The organism is Acinetobacter sp. RRD8 (assembly GCF_031844225.1).
Lineage (GTDB): Bacteria > Pseudomonadota > Gammaproteobacteria > Pseudomonadales > Moraxellaceae > Acinetobacter.
The window spans coordinates 498,831-522,876 of the sequence record NZ_JAUZUU010000001.1 but is presented as its reverse complement, the minus strand read 5'-3'; the positions used below and the strand labels follow the sequence as shown (position 1 = coordinate 522,876).

20 protein-coding genes and 1 pseudogene are annotated in these 24,046 nt (G+C 44.4%); 9 read left to right on the top strand and 12 right to left on the bottom strand.

Annotation, left to right across the window (positions count from 1 at the left end; all coding sequences use genetic code 11):
- Positions 1-67 precede the first annotated feature (67 nt).
- On the bottom strand, positions 68-1,609 hold the full coding sequence (locus tag Q9R24_RS02565; protein WP_311203648.1) for a hypothetical protein: 1,542 nt from the start codon (positions 1,607-1,609) through the stop codon (positions 68-70).
- A gap of 219 nt (positions 1,610-1,828) precedes the next feature.
- Positions 1,829-2,446, bottom strand: coding sequence for a rhomboid family intramembrane serine protease (locus Q9R24_RS02560; protein ID WP_004646259.1), 618 nt, complete (start codon positions 2,444-2,446; stop codon positions 1,829-1,831).
- A gap of 158 nt (positions 2,447-2,604) precedes the next feature.
- Here Q9R24_RS02560 and nfuA point away from each other — a divergent pair, with 158 nt between their 5' ends.
- Entirely contained in the window at positions 2,605-3,243 is a 639-nt protein-coding gene (gene nfuA, locus Q9R24_RS02555; RefSeq protein ID WP_004279400.1) for a Fe-S biogenesis protein NfuA, read from the top strand.
- 192 nt (positions 3,244-3,435) lie between these two features.
- A complete protein-coding gene (locus Q9R24_RS02550) occupies positions 3,436-5,499 on the top strand; it encodes a TonB-dependent receptor domain-containing protein (RefSeq protein WP_311203647.1) in 2,064 nt (687 codons plus the stop codon).
- 45 nt (positions 5,500-5,544) lie between these two features.
- Here Q9R24_RS02550 and Q9R24_RS02545 read toward each other — a convergent pair whose 3' ends face one another.
- Both Q9R24_RS02545 and Q9R24_RS02540 read right to left on the bottom strand, forming a co-directional pair.
- On the bottom strand, positions 5,545-6,546 hold the full coding sequence (locus Q9R24_RS02545) for a hypothetical protein (RefSeq protein WP_311203646.1): 1,002 nt from the start codon (positions 6,544-6,546) through the stop codon (positions 5,545-5,547).
- 14 nt (positions 6,547-6,560) lie between these two features.
- Entirely contained in the window at positions 6,561-7,598 is a 1,038-nt protein-coding gene (locus Q9R24_RS02540; RefSeq protein ID WP_311203645.1) for an alpha/beta hydrolase, read from the bottom strand.
- Positions 7,599-7,913: 315 nt separating this feature from the next.
- On the opposite strand from Q9R24_RS02540, the gene Q9R24_RS02535 reads away from it, so the two are divergent.
- Positions 7,914-8,528, top strand: coding sequence for a carbonic anhydrase (locus tag Q9R24_RS02535; RefSeq protein ID WP_004646264.1), 615 nt, complete (start codon positions 7,914-7,916; stop codon positions 8,526-8,528).
- A 43-nt stretch (positions 8,529-8,571) separates the two neighbouring features.
- On the opposite strand, the gene Q9R24_RS02530 is transcribed toward Q9R24_RS02535, so the two are convergent.
- Positions 8,572-9,201, bottom strand: a complete 630-nt coding sequence (locus Q9R24_RS02530) for an arylesterase (protein WP_311203644.1) — start codon at positions 9,199-9,201, stop codon at positions 8,572-8,574.
- An 11-nt stretch (positions 9,202-9,212) separates the two neighbouring features.
- Here Q9R24_RS02530 and Q9R24_RS02525 point away from each other — a divergent pair, with 11 nt between their 5' ends.
- Positions 9,213-9,938, top strand: a complete 726-nt coding sequence (locus Q9R24_RS02525; protein ID WP_253138157.1) for an ABC transporter ATP-binding protein — start codon at positions 9,213-9,215, stop codon at positions 9,936-9,938.
- Position 9,939: 1 nt separating this feature from the next.
- Positions 9,940-12,432, top strand: a complete 2,493-nt coding sequence (locus Q9R24_RS02520; RefSeq protein WP_311203643.1) for an FtsX-like permease family protein — start codon at positions 9,940-9,942, stop codon at positions 12,430-12,432.
- A gap of 34 nt (positions 12,433-12,466) precedes the next feature.
- Here the strand turns inward: Q9R24_RS02520 and Q9R24_RS02515 are convergent, their stop codons facing one another.
- On the bottom strand, positions 12,467-13,285 hold the full coding sequence (locus Q9R24_RS02515) for a rhomboid family intramembrane serine protease (protein WP_004730296.1): 819 nt from the start codon (positions 13,283-13,285) through the stop codon (positions 12,467-12,469).
- Between the two features lie 77 nt (positions 13,286-13,362).
- Between Q9R24_RS02515 and mtgA the strand changes: the two genes are divergently transcribed.
- Positions 13,363-14,037 (top strand): monofunctional biosynthetic peptidoglycan transglycosylase, encoded by a 675-nt coding sequence (gene mtgA / locus Q9R24_RS02510; RefSeq protein ID WP_253172528.1) that lies wholly within the window; start codon positions 13,363-13,365, stop codon positions 14,035-14,037.
- Positions 14,038-14,149: 112 nt separating this feature from the next.
- Positions 14,150-16,231 (top strand): polyphosphate kinase 1, encoded by a 2,082-nt coding sequence (gene ppk1 / locus Q9R24_RS02505; protein ID WP_311203642.1) that lies wholly within the window; start codon positions 14,150-14,152, stop codon positions 16,229-16,231.
- 39 nt (positions 16,232-16,270) lie between these two features.
- Here the strand turns inward: ppk1 and Q9R24_RS02500 are convergent.
- The 5 genes and pseudogenes from Q9R24_RS02500 to rubA form a co-directional block, all read right to left on the bottom strand.
- Positions 16,271-16,882: pseudogene (locus tag Q9R24_RS02500) on the bottom strand (DNA-binding response regulator).
- Between the two features lie 182 nt (positions 16,883-17,064).
- Entirely contained in the window at positions 17,065-17,973 is a 909-nt protein-coding gene (oxyR, locus tag Q9R24_RS02495; protein WP_004279412.1) for a LysR family transcriptional regulator OxyR, read from the bottom strand.
- A 13-nt stretch (positions 17,974-17,986) separates the two neighbouring features.
- A complete protein-coding gene (gene estB, locus Q9R24_RS02490) occupies positions 17,987-18,925 on the bottom strand; it encodes an esterase EstB (protein ID WP_004279413.1) in 939 nt (312 codons plus the stop codon).
- 57 nt (positions 18,926-18,982) lie between these two features.
- Positions 18,983-20,161 (bottom strand): rubredoxin reductase RubB, encoded by a 1,179-nt coding sequence (gene rubB / locus Q9R24_RS02485; RefSeq protein ID WP_138743263.1) that lies wholly within the window; start codon positions 20,159-20,161, stop codon positions 18,983-18,985.
- A 91-nt stretch (positions 20,162-20,252) separates the two neighbouring features.
- A complete protein-coding gene (rubA, locus tag Q9R24_RS02480; RefSeq protein ID WP_004279415.1) occupies positions 20,253-20,417 on the bottom strand; it encodes a rubredoxin RubA in 165 nt (54 codons plus the stop codon).
- 486 nt (positions 20,418-20,903) lie between these two features.
- Between rubA and Q9R24_RS02475 the strand changes: the two genes are divergently transcribed.
- Complete coding sequence (locus Q9R24_RS02475) at positions 20,904-21,446, top strand: adenine phosphoribosyltransferase (RefSeq protein ID WP_005262359.1); 543 nt, start codon at positions 20,904-20,906, stop codon at positions 21,444-21,446.
- Positions 21,447-21,490: 44 nt separating this feature from the next.
- Here the strand turns inward: Q9R24_RS02475 and Q9R24_RS02470 are convergent, their stop codons facing one another.
- Positions 21,491-21,985: a YqiA/YcfP family alpha/beta fold hydrolase gene (locus Q9R24_RS02470; protein ID WP_004730287.1), complete on the bottom strand. Its 495-nt coding sequence runs from the start codon at positions 21,983-21,985 to the stop codon at positions 21,491-21,493.
- Between the two features lie 389 nt (positions 21,986-22,374).
- Here Q9R24_RS02470 and lysS point away from each other — a divergent pair, with 389 nt between their 5' ends.
- Positions 22,375-23,904: a lysine--tRNA ligase gene (gene lysS / locus Q9R24_RS02465; protein WP_004730285.1), complete on the top strand. Its 1,530-nt coding sequence runs from the start codon at positions 22,375-22,377 to the stop codon at positions 23,902-23,904.
- Positions 23,905-24,046 lie beyond the last annotated feature (142 nt).

Sequence of the window (24,046 nt, the reverse complement as noted above, 5' to 3'; positions counted from 1 at the left end):
GAGGGGAGAACTTTAAAAATAACGATTACCTTTCTTATGGAAAAATTGGATGAAGATAATAAAAAAATTACTTCTTCAACTTACTCAATAATCCTTTTGGCAACTTCTCTGTCGCAAAACCATATAGTGCAGCAAAAGGTAGTGCGGTACGCGCCAGATAAGCAACCCGCCACAAACCACCATGATTTGCGCCATGCATCATCAATTCAAGCGGATGGTTCAGCTTCACTTCAGGATTGGCCACCGATTCTGGATTGCGAAGGTCATGAATCCACAGTGCAGCCATAATTGCATTGGTGGTTTCAGGTGCAAAGGCTTCAACATCAAACAGGCTGGCACCGTTAAATGCGGCTTTTAATAGCGGATTCTTGGTCACGGAATAGGTCGTAGTAGAAGGGGCAATATTGATGCTGACCCGCTGACCTTGAGCACGAGCTAAGGTAGCACGCCATTGCTGAATGCGTTTTGCCAGCGCATAGTTCGGGCCTTGTTCAACCACCAGACAGTCACAAATACCATACGCCTGATCACCAGACTGAATCAGTTCATGCGCATTTTTCTGGAAAAAATGTTTGCGGCTTAAAGTGGAAACACCTTTGGAGATGATTGCCTGTGCCTTGGAGCGTTCAGTATATTTCACTTTTGACGCTTCAATCACTTCACTCGGAACCGCATAAACATCGGTCGGCGTACACATGTACATCAGGCTGGTATTAGCTTTTTGCTGGCTGACATGCTGCATGATGGCATCCATCGCCATGGAGACCCGAACATGCTTTTCACCATCCAGATAGGCAATTGCAGCCAGATCCAGATCCTGCTCGAACTGTAATAACCATTTGGCAATTTCAGGAATCTGGGTCAGCAAATTCGCCCCCAGTTTTTCTTTTAAAATATCAAGTGAAGTATCAGCAGGCAGGTCTTCAGTACATGGCGCATACAGCGTGGCATTGCCTTGGTTGATGGTATCAACAATCTTGCCCCATACACGGGTATTCGGCAGATCAATCGCTACAATATTGGCTTTCCATTTCGCCAGCCAGGTCAGAGGACCGGCTTCAGATGCTGCACCAAACAGCACCGTGGTTCGATCGGAAAGATCAAACCATTCAGGATGCACCACACATTCACGTAGGGCATTGGCATGACTGGTTTCCACGATGCCTTGGCTTTCCCAGCGCTCAATCTGCTCCAATAAGGCATCACCTTGCAGCTTTTGACCGTGGTAAGGCACATACCATTCTGGTACAGCTTTACTGCTACCTGTGAGTTTGAATGTCTGTAGTTGTTCAGCGGGCAGAGTTAAGGCATCTTGCAATACATACTTTTGACCATCACGATAAAATTCAAAAGTCTGATGGGCCTTTGCCAATCCATCTTCGGCAATTTTCAAGCTGGCTTCAGGGGAACTCAGTCCCTGTTCGACCAGTTGCTTAAAATGTACTGTGTAGTGTTTGCGCCAGTTTTTTTCTGATTGTGCCTGTTGAGAACTGTGTGGATTTACATTGGCTAAGGCTGCTGCGATGATCGCACGACCTGCTTTGGAGCTACTTGGTTTTTGTTGCTGAGACTGAAGAGGAAATTGAAGACCGTCTGGTGTAGTGGACATGCAAAATATCTCGAGAATGACAGTAATTAATATACAGATGTATATATTATCGCTGCAAAATTCAGTCCAAGATTGGCATTAAGTGACATCATCACTTTCTAATATATTACGAGATGTTTCAAACGAATAAGAGAGCAGTAGCTCTCTTATCCATTTTCAGCAGAAATATGAGGCTTAACTCATATGTAGCTTTATTCCTTCAATATTTAAAAAACCTGATTAAAACGGAACCTGCATCAGTTTATTCAGGAAATGCGGAATCAGGCGTGGCTCCAGAATAATCGTCATGACCACCCCGTAAGCCGCTCCCCATAAATGCGCGCTATGATTAATGTTGCTATTGCCTTTTTTGCCTGACCAAATGCTATAGGCTACATACAGCACAGCAAAAATAATGGCAGGAACCGGAATGAAGAACACAAAAATTAATTTCCAAGGTTCAAACAGAATATAGGCAAACAGCACAGCTGACACTGCACCGGAAGCACCTAGACTGGCCCAGCGCGCATCATTTTTATGCTTCAGGTAACTTGGCAGAATCGCTGCGATCAGTCCACCGAGGTAAAACAGGATAAAACCCAGGTCATACAGATATTGACGATAAAAGCTTTCAATCACGCTGCCGAAGAAGAACAGGGTAATCATGTTGAACAGCAGATGTGCACCATCCGCATGGATAAAGCCATGCGTAATAAAGCGGTCATATTGTCCACGTTGCAGTGCCGGTGGCCAGAAAATCAGGCGATTCATCACCGTCTCTTTGGAGAAAGCAATAAATGACACAATACAGGTGATCAGAATAATGGTCACGGTATGATTAAAAGGTAAATCAAGCATATAAATGATTCTAAGGGTGCCTATTTGCCAATTATCATGCCATTAAAATTAAGCTAAAGTTGTACTTTTATAATAAATCCGACAATTTTAGTTGATTTTTAAAAATTACCCCGCATCTTCAGTTAAAATGGCCGCTTGAGCTTGAGGAAATTATTGTTATGTCGACTGAGAACAGCAGCACTCCAGTTGTTGGTGAAATTCCCAACTTATTGATTACACCAACAGCACAAGAGTATTTAAAGGATCTACTGGATAAACAGAACACCCCGGGTATTGGTGTGCGTGTTTTTGTAGAGCATCCGGGTACTCCTCGCGCTGAATGTTGCATGGCCTATAGTGCACCTGATGAAGTTGTACCGACAGATTATAAGCAGGAATATCCTGATTTCCCTGCTTTTATCGACTCGCCATCTATTCCGTATTTACTCGATGCCGTGATTGACTACAACAAAGACCGTTTTGGTGGTCAGTTGACTTTCCGTGCGCCGAACTCTAAAGTGCCACGCGTGGGGCCAGATGCATCAGTAGAAGAGCGCATTACCTATGTCTTGCAGTCTGAAATTAACCCGGGTCTGGCAGGCCATGGCGGTAACTGTGCACTGGTTGAAGTTAAAGAAGACCCTGAAAAAGGTTTAACCGCTGTACTTAAATTTGGTGGTGGTTGCCAGGGCTGTTCAGCGATTGATATCACTTTGAAACAAGGTGTTGAAACCACATTAAAACAACATGTACCAGAGTTAATGCATGTCGTTGATGAAACGGATCATAGTCAGTCTGAAGGTGCGTATATGAAATAAGCTGTTCTATATAACAGTTTATTTATCGCATTTTAAAAACCTCGAAATTTCGAGGTTTTTTTATTTCTGGATTAAAAACAAGTGAATGTTAATGATAATAATTATCAATAGTAATTGCATTCAATTGAAAAGCTGTTACACTTCGTAACCGAATAAACATGATCTCTTCATAAATATTGGGGCGCGCAAGGTATGAATAACCCATTCTTAAAAACAACTTTGGCATTTGCTGTATTTACAGCTATGGCGGGAAATACATCTGCAGTAGAAGCTGTTGTTCCACAGGCGGAAGCGACTAAATTGCAAACGATTGTGGTGACCGCAACAGGTTATGAGCAAGATTTGGCTAAAGCACCAGCTTCCATTACCGTGATTGATCGTGAAGAATTAGATAAACGTGAATATAACGACATTACTGATGTACTGCGTAATACGCCCGGGGTCGTGGTTTCAGGTGCAGGTTCTGCACAGACCATCAGTATTCGTGGTATGAGTTCAAACTATACTTTGTTTCTGGTCGATGGTAAGCGTCAGTACGGCAAGGATGTCAATCCGAATGGAGACGATGGAGGTTTTGAGAAAAATATTCTGCCACCTATTTCAGCAATTGAACGTATTGAAGTGATCCGTGGTCCAGCTTCTACACTTTATGGTACAGATGCCATGGGCGGTGTAGTGAATATTATTACCAAAAAAGTGTCGGATGAATGGTCTGGCAATGTTGAATTGGGAACCACGATTCAGGACAGTAGCCGTTCAGGTGATATTAAAAATGCTTCTGCATATCTTGCTGGTCCTTTAATTGCAGATAAGCTTGGTTTGCAACTGGCAGTCAATAAGCAGGAACGTAATGAAGACCGTTATGTTGGCGGTTTTCGTGGCACGGAACGTGAAAGCTTAAATTCACGCCTGACTTATGCCATTAATGATGATCATGATGTACAAGTTGAAGCTAATTTCGTGCAGCAGGAATCAACTACGTCTGTAGGGGAAACGGTAGCACCTGCTCAAGGTGCTGCAGATTCATTCTCGCGTAATTATCGTAATGTTTATTCCTTAACCCATAATGGCCGTTATAGCGATAACTTAGACAGTTCATCTTATATTCAATATGAAAATTCAAAAAATCCAGATCGTGGCAATACGGAACTCGGCACCAAAGGGATTACCCTGGATACTTGGACAGCGAACAGTCAATGGAACTTAGCCTTAGGTGATCATACGCTGTCATTCGGGGGATATCTTAAAGATGAAAAACTGGTCGATAAAGCGACTAACCGGAATCCTAATGCACCTGAATTTAGTGAATTAACACGTTGGTCTGCTGCCGCTTTCCTTGAAGACACCTGGAGTATTACGGATCGTTTCGACTTAACCGCCGGCTTACGTTATGATCATGATGAAAACTATAGTGGCCATTTATCGCCACGACTGTATGGGGTGTACGCGGTAAATGATAACTTTGTAGTAAAAGGTGGTGTGGCTACAGGTTATAAACAGCCTGATATTCGTGCAGCCACAGAAGGTTTCTATAGCGTCACGGGTGGCGGTGGTTCACCCTTAGCAACAGGCCGTGGCATTATTCGTGCCAATCCGGACTTGAAACCTGAATCAAGTGTATCGACTGAATTAGGTTTCAACTGGAAAAATGATTATATCAATACATCGCTGACTGGCTTTATCACTAAATATGAAGACCGGATTACGGAAGTTCGTGCCTGCGAAACCGATACGGATGGCACCACAACAAACCGTAATAACTGGCAGAATTGGAAATGTTTCGAAGGGGATATTCCATTCTACTTTATTAGTGAACGGATTAATGTAGATGAAGCAGAAATTCGTGGTATAGAAGCAACGGTAGAAGCCAGTCTGAATGATTACACGACATTGACTGCAAACTATACTTATACTGATTCAGAGTTTAAGTCAGGTGCTTTTAAAGGCCAGCCACTGAACCAGATGCCGGAACACATGTTTAATATTGGTGTGGATTATGAGCTAAATGAGGCACTCAATGTATGGAGCCGCTTGCACCATCGTTCTGAAACCTCTGCTTACTTGAGCCGTACCTCTATGGCTCAGCCAAATCCAGGTTACCAATTTGTAGATGTCGGCTTTAACTATAAATTCAGTCCGAATCTAACAGGTAAATTTGGTGTCTATAACCTACTGGATGAAAAAGCTGAAGATATTGATGGTGATCAACTATTGGATGGTCGTCGTTACGGTATCAGTCTGAATGCAAAATTCTAAGCAAATGACAATATAAAAAAAGCCGCTTTATAGCGGCTTTTTTATTTAAATCTTAAGAATTTTCAAAGTATCTGCATGATAATAAAATTGTTCCAGATACATGCGTGCACGCTCACGTAAATGCCGTTGAGAAACCATTTGCTGGATTACCGGGCAGAGCAGATGCTGCAATTCATTCTGAATTAGCGCTTCATCAATATTCAAATCACGTAATAACTGATCAAAAGTATGTTCCTGATTGCGGACATACCAGGTATGAATTCCGTCATGCACTTGCTGCTGCAGATAGTCTGTCTGACGTATATGATCCCAGATGTCATGCCCTAAGCCGACTGTCTGATTCAGGTCCTGCAGCTCAATATAATTCTTCAAGACCGATACTGGCATGTCCTTGATTTTATGCCAGAGATTGGCCTGAAAATGATAGAGTTTCTCGTCGTCAAAATGCTGGTTCAGTACATGCTCACTCATCTGGCTGAGCTTCAGAATGTTCTTTTGCAGATAACGTGCAATGGTGCTATCGAGGTTGGTATCGGTGACATTTTCCAGAACGGATTTGCCCATTTTCATAAAGCGGGAAACCCCGGGCACGCTTTTGGCAATCATGGAGTTATCCATATAATCCTGAATGGAATGCTGGATCAATTGGGTAATCATGGCGGAAAATGCCGGATTATTCACTATGGTTTTAATCAGACGCTGCCGATGGCCACTTTTACTGGCCACATACTGGGCGATTTTGTCTACGGTCAGTACTGGAATCAGATCGGCAATCGTGGTGGTATCATTGGCCGGATGCACCAGGGCAAAACGGATATGCTCGGCAATCTGTTCAATCAGAAAGCTGCTGGCGGCAGTACCCAGAATCTGTTTTTGTAAAAGCTGGTTGATCAGTTCACAACTCCACAGCTCTTTCAGCGTCTGTTTACGTAGCCACAAATAAAATGCATGAAACTCGCTTTGAATCGTTTCAGATTGAGAAAATGCCTGATCGAGAAAATCAAGTTGAGCATCGATCAACTGCTCAATCATCGGGTGTTTCTGCATAGCATCTCTGAAACTTAATTTAAAGGAATGAGTTTATCAGCAAGCGGGTTTTTTAGGGTCTGCGTCTTGGCCAGAAAAGGCAAATAATGTTGTGCAACCTGTTTTTCTGCTTCAAGAATCGGCATATGCCCGACATTATTTAAAATCACTGGCTTCTCGGCACGTTTCAGCAGGGCATGTAGCTCTTTGACTACTTCGACATTAATGATCCGATCCTGTCTGCCCCATAAAATCAAGGTGGGTGCTTCAACCGTACGCGTCAGGCGGGCAAAGGTTTCCGGTGTATAAATCCGGTTTAGCATCACCACCTGATCAATCGATTTGCTGGTTTGTTCAGCGCGTGAAATCAACAGTTTTTCCTGTGCATGCCGTAACTGATAAGGAATCACTGGCGGATTCTGCATCAGCTGTTTGGAAACATCTTGCAGATCACCGGGTTTGCTGACGATCAGGTCTTTTAAGGCTTGAGGATCTTTGGTATAGGGAGTATTCCCCATTTTGTAAAGACCAGCACTATTGATTAAAAACAGGCTTTGCGTATCGAAAGGGTACTGCGAGGCATAAACTGTGGCAATCGATCCACCCAGAGAGTGGCCGGCAATGTGTAAATTTTCGTCCACATTTAAGGTTTCAAGGAACAAACGCAGTTGAGAGGTCACATTGGGCACAGAAACATCAAAATTGTCCGGAACTTTGGTGTCGCCGTTGCTTGGCAGATCCGGAATAATGACATGATAATAGGGCGTCAGAAACTGGGCGACCCGGTTCCAGTTGTCGCGCGTGCCGGCCAGACCATGAATCAGTAGAATGGATGGTTTGTTCTTGGCACCGCCTTCGCTATAACTCCAGGTGACCTCGCCAATTTTGAGGGTCTTGGATTTGAGACCGGCAAGGCTGCGTTCTTGTAACAGATGCTGCTGCAAGACTTTGGCAGATGTTTCATTTTTCTGGCTAAACAGTATTTGAGCATGTGTCAGGCCCGGTAATGCTATGCTTAAGGCAACCACGGCTGAACAAATCATTTTCGAGCGCAATTTTATTATTTTCTTCATTGACCATTCCCCAAAACAAACCCAGTGAGCAAATTGCTCAATCAAAATACTTCCATGTTATAAATTTGCAATTTTCATTCAAATAAAAACATTATTCTTCATTCTATTTTAAATCAATCCTTGCGCTTGTCACCCATTAGTTTTTTGCTGGATTGCATTAAATGGCTAGAAAATGTGATGTATTGCGCATAAATTCTCTGCAGAAATGAAATTAGATAAATGCTAAAAATTTAATCAGCTAAGATTTTTTGCAAGTGACATTCAAAAAAACTGGCAGTAAGATATTCCCACTAAAAACATCGGTGATAGAAAAGAATGCTCACAGCTCAAGAAGCTTTAGAACGTCTTAGACAGGGTAACCAACGTTTTGTCAGTGGCGATACCACGCATCCAAAACAACTTAGCCACCAACAGCGCGCAGAAATGGCAGAGGATCAGAATCCGTTTGCGATTGTCTTGGGATGTTCAGATTCGCGCGTTCCAGCCGAAATGGTTTTTGATCAGGGTCTCGGCGATCTTTTTGTGATTCGTGTTGCAGGTAATATTGTTGCACCCTCACAGGTCGGCAGTGTTGAATTTGCCGCTGCACGTTATGATTGCGCGATTGTGGTGGTGTTAGGTCACAGTCACTGTGGTGCGATTAAAGCGACTATTGATACCTTGATGTGTCCAGATTGCCCCCCATCGGCAAACCTGATGTCGATTGTGAACCGCGTACGTCCTTCAGTTGAAACTTTAATGCAAACTGAACTGAAAAATGACTTGGCAAAATTGTCCAAGCATGCAGTACGTTCCAACGTATTTGCTTCGGTGAATCAGTTGCGTCACGGTTCAGCCGTTCTGGAAAACCTGATTGGACAAGGAAAACTAAAAGTCGTGGGTGCTGAATATTCACTGGAAACTGGTGAAGTGACATTCTTCGATTTCTAATCACGATTCATCTAAATATATTCTAAAATAAGTTAAAGGCGCTTTATAAAGCGCCTTTAATATATGGATAAGCATTATTTAACAGAATCGTCTGTGCTTTGGCATTTGGATGAATCAGATCCTTTTGTATCAGGGTTTTATTACCGGCGACACCTTGCATAAAGAAAGGCAATAATTTCACCTTATATTGCTGACTGACCACTTTATAATTATTTTCAAACGCCTTGCTATAGGCCTGCCCGTAATTAGGCGGTATCTTTATGCCAAATACAATGACCTTGGCCTTGGCTTTCTGGCTCTGCTGAATCAGGCTGGCTAAATTTTTTTGAATCATTTGTGGTGGTTGTCCACGTAAGCCATCATTGCCACCTAACTCAATCACCACAAGGTCTGGACGATGCGTCTGCAGCAATTTTGGCAGTCTGGCCAGTGCTCCGCTGGTGGTTTCACCGCTGACACTTGCATTGACCACTTTATGCTGTTTCGGATACTGTTGCTCTAAACGCTTTTGTAATAAATGTACCCAACCCTGCTGGGGCTGGATACCATAACCTGCACTTAAACTATCACCTAAAATCATAATCGTCTTTGCTGAAACCCCAAGAGGTAACAGGCACAGACTGAGCAAAAAAAAGTAAGGCAATAGCCGAGTTTTCTGATTAAGATCTTTCATATAGGACACGTATGATTCAAAGCAGCAACGATTCGACCATCATGCCACAGGCTATTATTTCTGCCCAGAAATTGACACAAAAGATACAACTTTCACAAAAACAACTCACCATTTTTGAGGATCTTGATCTGGATATTCAGGCCGGAGAACAAGTGGCTATTACCGGTCGTTCCGGTTCCGGAAAATCCACATTACTGGGTATTCTGGCGACACTGGATCAGGCAAGTTCAGGTCAGCTTCTGGTCTGTGGCGAATCAGTGTCTAACTTGAATGAAGAACAACGTGCGCTAGTACGTTTAAGAAATATCGGATTTGTCTTTCAGTCTTTTCAGCTCTTACCGCACCTGACTGCACTTGAAAATGTAATGCTGCCACTGCGCCTGCAGCCCGGCTTTAAATATGCAGAAGCTGAGCAAAAGGCGTTGGCATTACTACATAAGGTCGGTCTGGATCGACAGGCGCAGCAAACCCCAAAAGTATTGTCCGGGGGAGAACAGCAACGTGTGGCGATTGCACGCGCACTGGTCAGTGAACCAAAAATCATTTTTGCCGATGAACCTACGGGCAATCTCGATGGTGAAACGGCCAAAGAAATTGAACAATTGCTGTTTCAACTGAACCGGGAACTGGGGACGACTTTGGTGCTGGTCACGCATGACCGCAAACTGGCGCAGCAGTGTCAGCGACATTTTGAACTGCTGAATGGCGAGCTGATTGAACATCCGAGTGGAGGATGAAATGAATCCATTATTTCGTCCCTTACTGACGCAAAGCTTTAAAACCACCGGAATTTATCTGCTGATTATTGCCTTAACGCTGGCGATCAGTGCGACCACTGCACTCAAGTTTAGTAACGAGCAGATCCAAAATGCAGTCGCCTTGCAGGCAGCAGAAATGCTGGCCGGTGATCTGGTGCTTTCAGATAATGAGCCTTTGCCGAAGCAGTGGCGTGATCAGGCCAAGCAGCTGGATTTAAAGCAGTCAGAGGTCACTTTCTTTAGCAGTATGGCCTATACCGATGCGCAGTTTGTCATGGTCAATGTCAAAGCCATTGATCAGGCTTTTCCTTTGCGTGGCGAACTGCGGGTGCAACCGGCAAAAAAATCGATTCAGTCTGGTGAAATCTGGCTCAGTCCACGAGCCATGGATTTGCTCAAAGTCAAATTAGGGGATCAGCTCAATATTGCCGATGCAGCATTCAAAATCACCGCCAAGATTGAACAGGACTCCAATCAGGAGCTTGGATTTTCCGGTTTTTCGCCGACCGTGATTATCTCCCAGGCAGATGTCGCACGAACCAATGCCATTCAGGTGGGGAGCCGGATTGAATATCGCTTACTCATGGCTGGTCGTCCGGATGATACCCAACAATATGAAGCCTTATTCAAGCAGCAGGTCAAGTCAGCAAACGGCTCGGCTGAAACGCCAGCGGAAGTACAAGGACAGGAATTTGAGGAGCAAAGCAGTCTCAGGTTGCGCAATGCCAGTGAAAGCAATACCCGCTTAATGAAGCCGATTGCCAATCTGGATACTTTCCTGCAACTGGCCAATATTCTGACCATTCTATTATGCGGGATTGCCATAGCCTTAACCGCGCAGCGCTATGTGCAGCAGAATCAGGATCATATTGCCTTGATGCGTTGTATCGGTGCTACCAAGCAGCAGATTCTATCGGCTTATCTGGCTTTACTCGGGATGGTGCTGTTGATTGCCATGCTAATTGGCACCGTGGTCGGGATCAGTCTGGGTTATGGACTGTTGCAATTGATGTTGCAGCTGATTCCAAATTTGCAGATTGAATTTTCAGCCTTAGCAATGTTGCTCGGACCATTGCCGGTCGCGATGCTGACCAGTGCCGTGGTGCTATTCGGCTTTGTCATGCCAAGCTTATTGCAACTGCTGAATACCCCGCCAATTCGGGTCATTCGCCAGCAGGAAAAATCAGTACAATCCATGCTATGGATGCTGCTGACCGGAACGCTCAGCCTGATTATTTTTAGTGTGATTTTGACTGAAAACTTGCTGCTGACCGCCTGGGTGATTGGCGCGATTATTGTGTTATGTGCAGTGCTGTATCTGACGGTATGGGGGGTGTTGAAACTGCTACGTAATATGAAGCTGAATCTGTCAGCCTATGTACGCACACCTTCTCAGACCGCCTTGCAGATTACGGCTTTAGCCTTGGGCTTGAGCCTGATTACAGTCTTGGCAGTCTTGCGTACCGATCTGCTAGATCGTTGGCAGCAACAGTTACCGGAAGGTACGCCGAACCAGTTTGTTTATGGCTTACCGCCTTTTGATATGCCGGATCTCAAAGCCCAACTTGAGCAGAATGGCTGGAAAAGCACACCGCTATATCCAAATGTCCGTGGGCGTCTGGTCGCCAAAAATGATCAGCCATTTGCCGAAGAGTTGGTTAAAAGTAGCAATACTTTAAGACGTGAGCTGAATCTGACCCAGTCAAACCGCTATCCTCAGGATAATGTGATTGTCAGTGGTGACGCGGTATTAAAACAAGTCGGCACCGTATCGGTCGAAGCCAATACTGCTGAAGAGTTAGGGATCAAGATTGGAGATAAACTCAGTTTCAGCCTGCCGGAAGGGATACTGGAAGCTAAAGTCGTTAATCTAAGAACCGTCGAATGGGAAAGTTTTAGTCCCAACTTTTTCTTTATCTTTGCACCCAATACCATGGATGCCAATGCCGGCAGTTATCTGGGCAGTTTTTATGTCCCGGAGGTAGATAAGGGCAAACTGGTGTCTGTGATCCAGCAATTTTCCAACACGGTGTTTATTGATGTCAGCCTGATTCTGGAAGAGATCAAACGCATTGTGAATGTGCTAGTGCAAATCGTGACCATTCTGGCAGTACTGGTCAGCATTTCCGGTTTTCTGGTACTGATGGCCTGTCTGAACCTGTTGATGGATGAGCGCAAACGTGAAGTGGCTTTGCTTCGATCATTCGGTAGTTCCAAGCAGAAACTGAAAACCATGATGAGTCTGGAAATTGGTTTTATTGGGCTGTTTGCCGGAATAGTTTCCTGCCTGTTTGCCGAAGTGATCAGTGCGATTGCCAGTTATAAAATGGATTTAATGATTCAGCCGCATTGGGAAATCTGGATTATCTTGCCGATCTTTATGACCACTTTATGTGCGCTGATTGGCCGTTATCGCCTGAGTTATCTGTCAGAGATTCCACCCTTACAAAGCTTGCGTGAGATGAATCAATAAGATTCATCTCCGTGATTTTTAAACTGGCTGAGAGTTAAAGTTTTAGTTGCTGTTGCATCATTTCCAGAATCTCTTGCCACAGTGGGCGAATGGGTTCAATCAAGGCCAAGTTATGTTGATAAAGCAGCACACAAAGGCCGAAACCAATCAGCAAGGCAATCAGATTGAACAGGTGACTACGCTGCATTTTTTGACCGATGTACCATAACAAGGTGAGAAAAGCCCCCATCAGCATGCCGCCAATATGTGCGGCATTGTTGATTCCGCTGATCATAAAGCCCAGCGCGAGGTTTAGACCCATCACCATCACCAGGGTTTTTTTATCCAGGATAAAACGTTGCTGTGGCAGCATCGGCAATAAGGCCAGCACCGTCAGTGAAGCCCCGAGTCCCATCACGGCACCGGATGCGCCGGCACTGACCGCAGGCAATAAATCCGGATTGGCCACACCGCCTTCAATCAGGTTATAGCTGTCCTGAATGTTCATATAGCCACTGAGCAGGCTGCCCATTAATCCGGCACACACATACAGGCCAATAAAATACATCCGGCCAAACAGCTGTTCGGCAACACTACCAAAAATATACAAGGCCCACATATTCAACATCAGGTGAATCAGGCCAAAATGAAAAAACATGCTGCTAAACAAGCGCATGGGTTCCGCTAAGTAGGTTAAAGGTGCATAATCGGCACCCCAGAGAATAGCGTCTCGGGTACTCGGCTGGCTAACATCCATGCCATGCATGGCTTGCCAGCCAAATAATCCAACATTGATCCCGATTAAAATGGCGGTGATCCACCAGAGATGCATTTCAAGTTTGCGATGTTCGACAGGGGGAGAGTATTCAGACATGCTATTTTTTTGCTGTGATTGTATATTTCGAATAAGCTTAACACGAAAAATTAAATTTTCAGGAGTAACGCACTGACATGAAAGCCTTTCTGATCCGCACGATGCTCGTCATCGTCAGTGTGATTCTGCTGGTTCAATTGTGGATCTTTGCCAGTCTGGCCTGGTGGCGAACCAATCCGGTGAACACCACCATGATGATGCGGATTGATTACTGGACAGAACCTTCCAAAGCGATTCAGCATCAGTGGCGTCCCTATGACGAGATCAGCCTGAATCTGAAACGTGCCATCGTCACTGCGGAAGATGGAAAATTTATTCATCACCATGGTTTTGACTGGGACGGAATTCAAACTGCGCTGAATAAAAACAGAAATCAGGGCCGTGTAGTGGCCGGTGGTTCGACAATCTCCCAGCAATTGGCGAAAAACCTGTTCCTCGTCAACAAGCGTTCATTTGTGCGTAAAGGTCAGGAGGCGGTCGCGACCTGGATGATGGAACGCATGTGGTCGAAAGAACGGATTCTGGAAGTCTATTTAAACTCGATCGAGTTCGGAGACAATATTTACGGCGTTGAAGCAGCGGCCAAACATTATTTTGGTAAAACCGCGCAAAGCCTGACCCGGGATCAAGCCATCTTTCTGGCGACCATTCTCACCAATCCGAAATACTTCCAGGATCATCGCAATTCCTCTGCATTAAATGCTCGTAAGCGGATGATTCAGCGCTATATGCGTTATGCAGAATTACCTTAATTGATGATTTGAGGAGAAAGCCCAAATAATTGGGCTTTTTTTTATGAAATTGTCATCAATTTGAAGCATACTTGGAGCGATAAGCACAATTTTAAATCCGCATAGGTTTGATATGAATACGGCAGCCAGCACAACTTCAGCACAGCCTGAATATACATATAATGATCGTTATATTAATCGTGAACTGTCTATCCTAGACTTCCATTTACGTGTCCTGGAACAGGCTGTCGATCCTTTACATCCATTGCTCGAACGCATGAATTTCCTGTTGATTTTCTCGCGTAATCTGGATGAGTTTTTTGAAATCCGGGTCGCCGGGATGATGGAACAGCTGGATCTGGACAATGAAAGCCGGAGTCCGGATGGCTTGACTCCAAAGCAGGTTTTAGAACAGATTTCTAAAACAGCACATGCCGCCATTGAACGCCAGTACCGTATTTTAAATGAAGAAATTTTGCCAAAACTGCGTGAGGAAGATATTTGCTTCTTGCGCCGTGGTGAGCTGACTCCGGCACAATCTGCCTGGATTAAAAAATATTTTCAGGAGCAAGTGGCGCCGGTTCTCACACCGATCAGCCTGGACCCTGCGCATCCATTCCCACGGTTGGTGAATAAATCACTGAACTTTATTGTCACATTGGAAGGGAAAGATGCTTTTGGCCGTCAGATTGATCTGGCTGTGGTACCCGCACCGCGTTCACTGCCACGCGTGGTACGTTTACCGGATGAACTGACCGATGGAAAAGAACATCATGTGATGCTGTCGGCGATTATTCATGAGCATGTGTCTGATCTGTTCCCGGGGATGACGGCGACTGGCTGTTATCAGTTCCGTGTTACCCGAAATGCCGATTTAGCCTTGAATGAAGATGTTGAAGATCTAGCCAAGGCACTCAAAGGCGAACTCAGTTCACGCCGTTTTGGCCGCGCCGTGCGTCTGGAAGTGACAGAAAATTGTCCGCAGCATATTTATGAATATCTACTGAATGAATTTGATCTGGACGACGAGCAGCTTTATAAAGTCGCGGGCCCGGTCAATCTGGCACGTTTGCTATCTAACTTTAAACGTCCGCATTTACGTTATGACTCGCATACTCCCATCATTCCTAAAGTACTGAAAAAATCTGAAAATATTTTTAGTGCGATGCATAAACAGGATATTTTGCTGCATCATCCATTTGAATCTTTTGCGCCGGTGATTTCATTATTACGTGAAGCGGCACGCGATCCGCAAGTGCTGGCGATCAAGCAAACCTTGTACCGTAGTGGACCAGATTCTGAAATTGTGCAGGTGCTGGCTGAAGCTGCCCGTAATGGTAAGGAAGTCACGGCAGTGATTGAATTGCGTGCGCGTTTCGATGAGGAATCCAATATTGAAGTCGCCAATGTACTGCAAGAAGCGGGTGCGGTCGTGGTCTACGGCATTGTCGGTTACAAGACTCACGCCAAGATGATTCTGGTGGTGCGCCGGGAAAATAACAAATTGGTGCGCTATGTGCATCTGGGCACCGGTAATTATCATGCCGGCAATGCGCGAATCTATACCGATTATGGTCTGTTAACGACGGATAAAGATCTGTGTGAAGATGTGCATCGTATTTTCCAGGAACTGACCGGTATGGGGAAAATGGCCAAGCTGAAAAAGTTGCTGCATGCGCCGTTTACCTTACATGCCCAGTTACTGAACTATATCGATAATGAAATTGCCTATGCTCAGGCAGGGAAACCGGCGCAGATTATTGTCAAAGTCAATGCGCTGACCGAAATGCAATTGATTAACAAACTCTATGAAGCCTCTCAGGCCGGAGTACAGATTGACCTGATTATTCGGTCGATTTGCAGTTTGCGTCCGGGTTTGCCGGGTCTGTCGGAAAATATCCGGGTGCGTTCAATTGTCGGACGTTTCCTGGAACATACCCGCGTGTATTATTTCAGCAATAATGGAAATTCACGTATTTATTGTTCAAGTGCAGACTGGATGGATCGTAACCTGTTTAATCGGGTCGAGGCCTGTTTCCCGGTCGAAGATGAAGCCTTGAAAAAACGCATCTATCAACAAGGTCTGTTGAATTACCTGAAAGACAACCAGCAATCCTGGTTATTGCAAGGCGATGGTACCTGGCTGCGGGCACAGCCAAAAGAAGGTGAAAAACCGCATAATGCACAACGTATTCTGTTAGAGCTGTTTAAATAAGTTTAAGTATTTAAAGAGGCTGAATATTCAGCCTCTTTTTTATTTCGAACATACAATTGAACTGTTTAAGCTGAGTCTGATCAGTTTTCGATAGATGTGTTTGACCTGACTATACATCTGATAATCTTTCATCTGAAGCTAGTTTTGTCGTTCGGTTTGCGATTTATGCTGACTCATTACTTGTAATAACTGTAATTCAGCGAAGTTGAGACAGGCTTTAACGCTGGGCTGGTGCAGGAGATAGTCTGCCAATTCAGTATGAATGTAGGCTCCACCGCGCAAGACAGTTTTTAGACTATCAGCGAACTGGGGTAATGAATCATGATGCTGCATATAGCTATCTGCGCCGGACAGCAAGGCTGAATAGATCAGTGCTGTGGAATGAGTATTGAGTATGGCAATAACGGGCGTATCTAGGCTTTGCTGTTTCAGCGGACGGATCACACTGATCTCTGAAGTTGTTGCTGCATGATAAAGAATCAGATTAGGCAGATGTTCAGTAATCATGGATTGTGCGGACAGCATATTGTCCGCATACAGCAGCATATCTGGCTGATAGCCGAGTTGCTGTAGCACGGTCTGGATTTTTGACAGGTCGAGTCCAGTCGGTGAACGAATCACTAAAACCGGTGCAGGCAAAAGGCTAGCCAATAAAACGCGATCCTGTAGATGCGATAGAGAGCTATACTGTGAATCAGGCAGATGCAAATGCCTATCCCAAAGAATAGTGATTTAGCTGAAATGTAGAGATTCTAAGTTTCTAGGCGGACTGGATGCATTCAATTCAAGATATAAAAAAGGAGCAACATGTGCTCCTTTTTATTATCTATAGATCAGGCAGCATCGTGCTGAGTGATTTTCTGGAAAATCTGTAATAGCACATCAAACTCGCTTTGCAGCGGTGTGCTTTTACGGGTTACCAATGCCAGGGTACGACTTGGGGCTGAATCGATCGCTTTTACCTGAATCTCAGGATTGCCTTTAATCATATTGGTATGGATCGCAATTTCAGGCAGCAGGGTAAAGCCCAGATTTGCAGACACCATTTCGATTAAAGTCGGCAGTGAGCTGGCTTTTAAACGGTGATCATTTTTACGCTCACCAATCGGGCAGGCACTCAAGGCATGATCACGCAGGCAATGACCTTCTTCAAGTAACATCAGGCGAGACAGATCCAGATCTTCTAAAGAGTTTGCTTGTGCAGCATGCTGATCAGATTTTTGGTAAACCAGATACAGATTTTCTTTGGCAATTTCAGCAACTTTCAGACCGCGGGTATCGAAAGGCAATGCCAAAGCCACCATATCCAGGTTGCCATGTTCCAGCTTTTCTACAATCTTTTCACTTTGCGCTTCATGCAGATGCAACTGGATTTTTGGTAATTGCTTATGTACTTCATCCAGAAGCTGGGACAATAGGAAAGGTGCAATTGTTGGAATGACGCCGAGATGTAGATCACCGGTTAGGGGTTCACTCATCTCACGACTTAAACGCATTAGGTCCTGAGCATCGGCCAGTAGAACACGTGCGCGTGCAACCACTTGTTCACCAAGAGGCGTTAAACGAACATTCTGGCGGTCGCGTTCAACAAGTACGCCACCGAGTAAACGCTCCAGCTCCATGATGCCGCCAGACAAGGTAGACTGGGTGACAAAGGAGCGGCGAGCAGCTTCTGTAAAATGTAGCGTCTCTGACAGTGTTACGAGGTATGACAGCTGTCTTAGGGATGGTAATGCAGCCATAGTGTCCTAATGTTTATGATTTAAAATGATCAGCAAATAATTCGCTAAGATATGGAATAAAATGCGGTGGGATATCATGCCCCATTCCATCAATTAATTCAAATTTAGCCCCTGAAATTGCTTTCGCAACGGCCTTGCCATGGCTAGGAGGCAGCAATCGATCTCGAGAACCATGGACCACCAGGGTTTCTTGTTTGATTTGCTTGTCCAGTTGCAGCAATGAGCCTGTACATAATATTGCTAAAAACTGTTGAAGTACACCAGCAGGATAGTAACTTCGCTTATATAATTTACGGGCGGTCTGCACCGCTTCCAGATGATTCACATAACCTGGCGAGCCGATGATCTTGAACAGTTTCAAACTATGATCAACAATGCCATCTTCATCTGTTGAAGCCGGTTTGTCAATCAAACTAAAGAGTTGCTTTGGAAAGGGCGGTGGCAACATCGGCTGGTTATTACTGGTAAACAGTAAGCCCAGTTTTTTGACTTTGTCCGGATAACGCGCTGCCAGAATCTGGGCAATCATACCGCCCATCGAAGCACCCAGCACATAGACTTGTTCCAGCTGCATTTTTTCAATCAGCAGACTGACATCTTCAGCCATATCATACAGATCATAAGGTGCACCCTGATTACCCAGACCCAGCACAAACCGGCTCATCATTTTCAGGGTATTCAGGCGCGGACCTTTGTGATGAACTTTTGAAGACAGGCCAATATCACGGTTATCAAAACGGATGATGTGATAGTCATTGTCAATCAGTGACTTGCAGAAAAAGTCAGGCCAGTACAGCATTTGCCCACCCAGACCCATAATTAGCAAAATGGTGGGATGTTCCGGATTTCCACCAACCTCGACATGTAGCTGGATCCCATTGCCAAGATCAACCTTGGTTTCATGCATGAACGAGGTATAAGGGGAAAGATTAAACTGTGCTGCGCTGTACATAGTCGCTGTCCTAATTAAAGGATATTTCGTTTAAAAAATATCCGTGCTATTAAACCTCTAAACCGCAGCAGGAATCAAGTCAGGAACCTGCTTGGTCAAGGTCAGACGCTGTTTGGCTGCAGTGGCGCCCAAAAGCACGAAACCACGTAAGGTGCCGTTAGCATCGAATGCTTTAGCCAGCATGCCATCATCAAATTCTTCAGTTTCCCAGATGACATCCACATCAACCGGAGCAGGCAATACCGTTAAAGGTGCAGCAGGCGTTTTAACTGCCACTGGCATAGCCGGATAATGTACAGCAGTATGTTCGCCATTTAAGGTTTTTGCCAAAGCGCGGGCTTGTTGCATGATCGGCATGACATAAGGCAATAAGGTGCCATTGACCTCGGCACAGTCGCCCACCGCATAGATATCAGCCTGGTTGGTTTCCAGTTGTGCAGTGGTTAACACTCCGCGACTGGTATGTACGTCTGCCTGTTTCGCCAAAGAAATATTTGGCTGTAAGCCCACCGCAGACAACACCACATCAGCGACCAAAGACTGACCGTTGGCCAGCGTGACCAGATAATCACCATTGTCCGCACAAGAGACTTTTTCGACTGTTGTGCCCAAGACAAAGTGAATGCCGGTTTCTTCAAGATTCTTCTGGAATGCAGTAGCAACATGTTCTGGCAATAAGCGGCCAAGTGGCTGAGGGGCTAAATCAATGACTGTAACCTGATGATCGGTATTTTGTAGGTCGTTGGCAAATTCACAGCCAATCAGGCCTGCACCTAAAATTACTACACGTTTGTCTTCACGTGCTGCCAGATTGTTACGGAAAGCTTTATAGTCACTCAAATTGTTGACGACATGAATGTCATCGCTGGCATCACCGGCAATCGCCAGACGTACTGGATTGGCACCGATGGCTAATACCAGTTTGCTATAATGTTGCGTACTTTCCTGACCATCTTTTTCCAGAACCAGCTGATGATCTTCCGGATGAATGGCTTTGACCCAGGTATGCTGTTCAATGCGCATATTCAGCTGTGCCGACATTTTAGCTGCATCGCCTAGTGGAATTTGTTCAGGTGCTTTATTGCCGGCCAGAGCATTGGAAAGCGTCGGTTTGGCATAATTGACCGCATCATCCGCACAGATCATCAGCAATTCATGTTCTGGATTAAGTTTACGAAATTCACGTGCTACGGCATAACCCGCCATACCTGAACCAATAATGACGATAGGATGCATAGTTGTTTCCATATGGTAGAGCTCCATGCTGTATAAATGGTAGAAGGGCATAAAAAAAGACCATATGGATATGGCCTTTAACTGGACGTGATTAGACTTCGATCATTTCGAAATCGACTTTAGATACGCCGCAATCCGGACAGGTCCAGTCATCCGGGATATCTTCCCATTTGGTGCCTGCCACGATCCCGTCTTGAGGCCAACCTTCTGCCTCGTCATAAATCCATCCACATACGATGCATTGAAACTTTCTCATGTAACTCTCCAAAACTGAGCAACTGTAGGCGTCAGCTTAAAATCCATAAAAGGCAAGACTCTAAAAGAATATGACTTTTTAACAGTGAACATATTTGGCTAAATTTTTACGCAGTTCTATTCATAAAGTAAAGTGAATAAAAGCTTAATCAGCGAAATTAGCAGCAGAATAGACGACACATTCCTCATTTATCTAAAAATCACGCCAATCAGCTTTTCTGGCGCAGGCGGTTAAAGGATAAAAAGCTGACGATGGCAAAAATGAGTGTTTATCTTGTGGGATAGACCAAAGTCGAGCAGTTAAAACTTGAGTTTTTAGGTAATTTAAAATTAGTGAAGTCTGGATTAAATTTTTTAAAATAAATCAATATAATAAAATCAATATCTTATAATTAAATTCCGAGTTTTTATTAGGCAGCTTGGCTTGTCCGTTCTATTCAAATAGGTTTAAAATTCCCATATTCCTTTTCTTTTTTTAAGATCTCCCATGAGCAATTTGTCTACTTCTTTGTGGTCTCACATTCGTACGGTCCAAGATTTTCCAAAACCAGGAATTTGCTTCTTTGATTTGACCCCACTTTTCATGGGCAATATTGGTCCATTGACTGACGCTTTGATTGCCAGCATTCCTGCTGACAAACTGGCAGAAGTAGAAAGCTTTATTGCGGTTGAAGCGCGTGGTTTTGTGTTGGCAAGCTTGTTGGCACAACGTACAGGCAAAGGTTTATTGTTGGTGCGTAAAGCAGGTAAATTGCCGCCTCCAGTGGTCGGTGTGGGTTATAGCCTGGAATATGGTATAGATCGTTTAGAAATGTCTGCGGAAGTTCAGTCCCAGAAAGTAATTATTGTGGATGATGTTCTGGCAAGTGGCGGAACCTTAAAAGCAGTGAATGAACTGGCTCAAAAATGTCAACATGAAGTACTTGGTGCAAGTATCTTCCTTGATCTTCCTGACCTGCATGCTGAATTAGGCCTGGATATCTGGTCAGTATTGGATGACAAATCTCAGCCTGAAGCGGCAGTTGCTTAAGTCATAATTTTTTGTAAAAAAAGCCCCGAAATTGTGGGGCTTTTTTATTGCCTGATAAAATGATCTTCGATTTCCTGAATCAGCGTATTAATTTGCTCAGGATGTTCCAGACGATGATGGCCGCCATCAACTGCCTGAATTTGCATATAGTCTTCAAGTTGTGTCTGAACCGCATGCATATCCAGAATTTCATCGCCCAGTTCAAGATAGGCAAATTGAGGAATGTCATGCTGTAAATCGTGATGCCCAATCGGCGGATAATCATCGCGGAAGTTAGGCTGCAAAATGGGATTAGCCACTACACAGGGAATTTGATACGCCTGTGACATTTTCAGTGCCCAATAACCGCCAAGACTGTGGCCGACCAGAATATCTGGTTTGATGGTTTCAATCATCTCATGATAAAACTCGGCGACCGAACTATAGCTCAGATTTCGGTAATCGACATCGATACAGTACTTGTGTACCACATCAATGGCATGGAACTTGGTGGATTCTCTGGAGGAATCTAAGCCATGTATAAACAAAATCTTAGACATAGTACATTACTCATTTTTATGGGATATGCCATATTGGTTATTTGTTGATTGGCACATCATCTTGAAGCTGAGTGTCATTGTAGAACGTCTGGGTATACAAGGCAGTTAGCTATTGGTCTAAGCCGAAGTTTTGCAGTGCAATGAATTTATATAAGACTTGTCTGGTTTAGACTTTAATCCCAACTGAGAGCAGCTGGGTGCTGCAATAAGTTTGAAGAAAGGGAATTTAAAAGAGTGACAGACGGGCTGAACCGAATGGTGTAAATAGCAAGATAGTGGATTTTTCCAAAGAAAAGCCGGTTCCTGAGAGTGTTTGCGCTACGATTTGAGAAGGATTTCTGCTATTCTATGCAACTTCTATTTTTTAACTAATCTTATTCGAGGCAGAGATGACGCAAAATAACGCTCAATCGACTTCTGAACAAATCATTTCCGAAAACGATTTAATTGCACAGCGTCATGCCAAGTTAAAGCAAATCGAAGCTCAGGCACAAGAAACAGGTAAGAGCCCATGGCCGAATACCTTTAAGCGTGAGCATTATGCCCAAGATTTACAAGACCAGTTCGCTGATAAATCTAAAGAAGAAATTGAAGCAGGCGAAAAGGTCTACGTCAAAGTGGCCGGTCGTGTGATGTTGAACCGTGGTTCATTTATCGTGATCCAGGACATGACAGGTCGTATCCAGCTGTATGTGGCGCGTAAAGAACTCGCTGAAGATGTGCTGGCTACCATTAAAGGTCTGGACCTTGGCGATATCATCGCAGTCGAAGGTTATATCGGCCGTTCGGGTAAAGGCGATTTGTATGTACACATCGAACATTTTGAATTACTGACCAAATCATTACGTCCGCTTCCAGACAAGTTCCATGGTTTGAACGATACTGAAGTAAAGTATCGTAAACGTTATCTTGATCTGATTGTTAACGAAGAAACACGTAAAACTTTTGAGATTCGTGCCAAAGTCGTAGCGGGTATCCGTGCCTTCCTGACTGAAAAGCGTTATATGGAAGTTGAAACGCCAATGATGCATGTGATTCCAGGCGGTGCATCGGCACGTCCTTTCGAAACACATCATAATGCACTGGACATGTCGCTGTTCTTGCGTATTGCGCCAGAGCTTTACTTAAAGCGTTTGGTGGTCGGCGGTTTTGAACGTGTGTTTGAAATTAACCGTAACTTCCGTAACGAAGGTGTTTCTACGCGTCATAACCCTGAATTCACCATGATCGAATTCTATCAGGCTTATGCTGATTACAAAGATTTGATGGAATTGACCGAACAGATGCTAGAGCGTCTGGCGATTGATATCTTGGGCACCACTGACGTGCCTTATGGCGATGAAGTGTATAGCTTCAAAGGTCCATTCAAGAAAATTTCAATGTTCGATGCGATTCTGGAAAATAACCCGCAATTTACTCCTGAAAATGTCAATGACCGTGAGTTCCTGGCAAAATTCCTTCAGGAAGAATTGAAAGAGCAAGTGAAGCCAGGTTTTGGTCTGGGCAAACTGCAAACCATGGTATTTGAAGAAACCGTAGAAACCAAATTGCGTCAGCCGACGTTCATTACTGAATATCCAGCGGAAACTTCTCCATTGGCACGCCGTAATGATCACAATCCACACATTACCGACCGTTTTGAATTCTTCATCGGTGGTCGTGAGTTGGCAAATGGCTTCTCGGAATTGAATGATCCAATCGATCAGGCTGAACGTTTTCAAGCACAGGTTGCTGAAAAAGATGCTGGTGATGATGAAGCTATGCATTACGATGCAGACTTTGTCGAAGCACTGGAATACGGTCTTCCTCCAACAGCAGGTGAGGGTATTGGTATTGACCGTCTGGTGATGATCTTTGCCAATGCAGCAAGTATCCGCGATGTGATCTTGTTCCCGCATATGCGTCATAAAAATGCTTAAATGCTGAATTCAAAATAACCCACCATTGTGTGGGTTATTTTTTGTCGATACATCTGAAAGCTTGAGTAAAAAACAACAGTTTAATCGTTGAAAATTAACATAGGAGCGATTAAGGTGAAGCAGAAAATAAACTTGAGAATAT

What these genes read in the sequence shown, in the direction of transcription:
- estB (WP_004279413.1), bottom strand. Translation starts at nt 18,925, where the DNA reads ATGTACAGCGCAGCACAGTTTAATCTTTCCCCTTATACCTCGTTCATG.
- Q9R24_RS02560 (WP_004646259.1), bottom strand. Translation starts at nt 2,446, where the DNA reads ATGCTTGATTTACCTTTTAATCATACCGTGACCATTATTCTGATCACC.
- Q9R24_RS02530 (WP_311203644.1), bottom strand. Translation starts at nt 9,201, where the DNA reads ATGAAAGATCTTAATCAGAAAACTCGGCTATTGCCTTACTTTTTTTTG.
- Q9R24_RS02550 (WP_311203647.1), top strand. Translation starts at nt 3,436, where the DNA reads ATGAATAACCCATTCTTAAAAACAACTTTGGCATTTGCTGTATTTACA.
- rubA (WP_004279415.1), bottom strand. Translation starts at nt 20,417, where the DNA reads ATGAGAAAGTTTCAATGCATCGTATGTGGATGGATTTATGACGAGGCA.
- Q9R24_RS02525 (WP_253138157.1), top strand. Translation starts at nt 9,213, where the DNA reads ATGATTCAAAGCAGCAACGATTCGACCATCATGCCACAGGCTATTATT.
- nfuA (WP_004279400.1), top strand. Translation starts at nt 2,605, where the DNA reads ATGTCGACTGAGAACAGCAGCACTCCAGTTGTTGGTGAAATTCCCAAC.
- Q9R24_RS02470 (WP_004730287.1), bottom strand. Translation starts at nt 21,985, where the DNA reads ATGTCTAAGATTTTGTTTATACATGGCTTAGATTCCTCCAGAGAATCC.
- Q9R24_RS02535 (WP_004646264.1), top strand. Translation starts at nt 7,914, where the DNA reads ATGCTCACAGCTCAAGAAGCTTTAGAACGTCTTAGACAGGGTAACCAA.
- ppk1 (WP_311203642.1), top strand. Translation starts at nt 14,150, where the DNA reads ATGAATACGGCAGCCAGCACAACTTCAGCACAGCCTGAATATACATAT.
- Q9R24_RS02565 (WP_311203648.1), bottom strand. Translation starts at nt 1,609, where the DNA reads ATGTCCACTACACCAGACGGTCTTCAATTTCCTCTTCAGTCTCAGCAA.
- Q9R24_RS02545 (WP_311203646.1), bottom strand. Translation starts at nt 6,546, where the DNA reads ATGCAGAAACACCCGATGATTGAGCAGTTGATCGATGCTCAACTTGAT.
- oxyR (WP_004279412.1), bottom strand. Translation starts at nt 17,973, where the DNA reads ATGGCTGCATTACCATCCCTAAGACAGCTGTCATACCTCGTAACACTG.
- lysS (WP_004730285.1), top strand. Translation starts at nt 22,375, where the DNA reads ATGACGCAAAATAACGCTCAATCGACTTCTGAACAAATCATTTCCGAA.
- mtgA (WP_253172528.1), top strand. Translation starts at nt 13,363, where the DNA reads ATGAAAGCCTTTCTGATCCGCACGATGCTCGTCATCGTCAGTGTGATT.
- Q9R24_RS02540 (WP_311203645.1), bottom strand. Translation starts at nt 7,598, where the DNA reads ATGAAGAAAATAATAAAATTGCGCTCGAAAATGATTTGTTCAGCCGTG.
- rubB (WP_138743263.1), bottom strand. Translation starts at nt 20,161, where the DNA reads ATGCATCCTATCGTCATTATTGGTTCAGGTATGGCGGGTTATGCCGTA.
- Q9R24_RS02515 (WP_004730296.1), bottom strand. Translation starts at nt 13,285, where the DNA reads ATGTCTGAATACTCTCCCCCTGTCGAACATCGCAAACTTGAAATGCAT.
- Q9R24_RS02520 (WP_311203643.1), top strand. Translation starts at nt 9,940, where the DNA reads ATGAATCCATTATTTCGTCCCTTACTGACGCAAAGCTTTAAAACCACC.
- Q9R24_RS02475 (WP_005262359.1), top strand. Translation starts at nt 20,904, where the DNA reads ATGAGCAATTTGTCTACTTCTTTGTGGTCTCACATTCGTACGGTCCAA.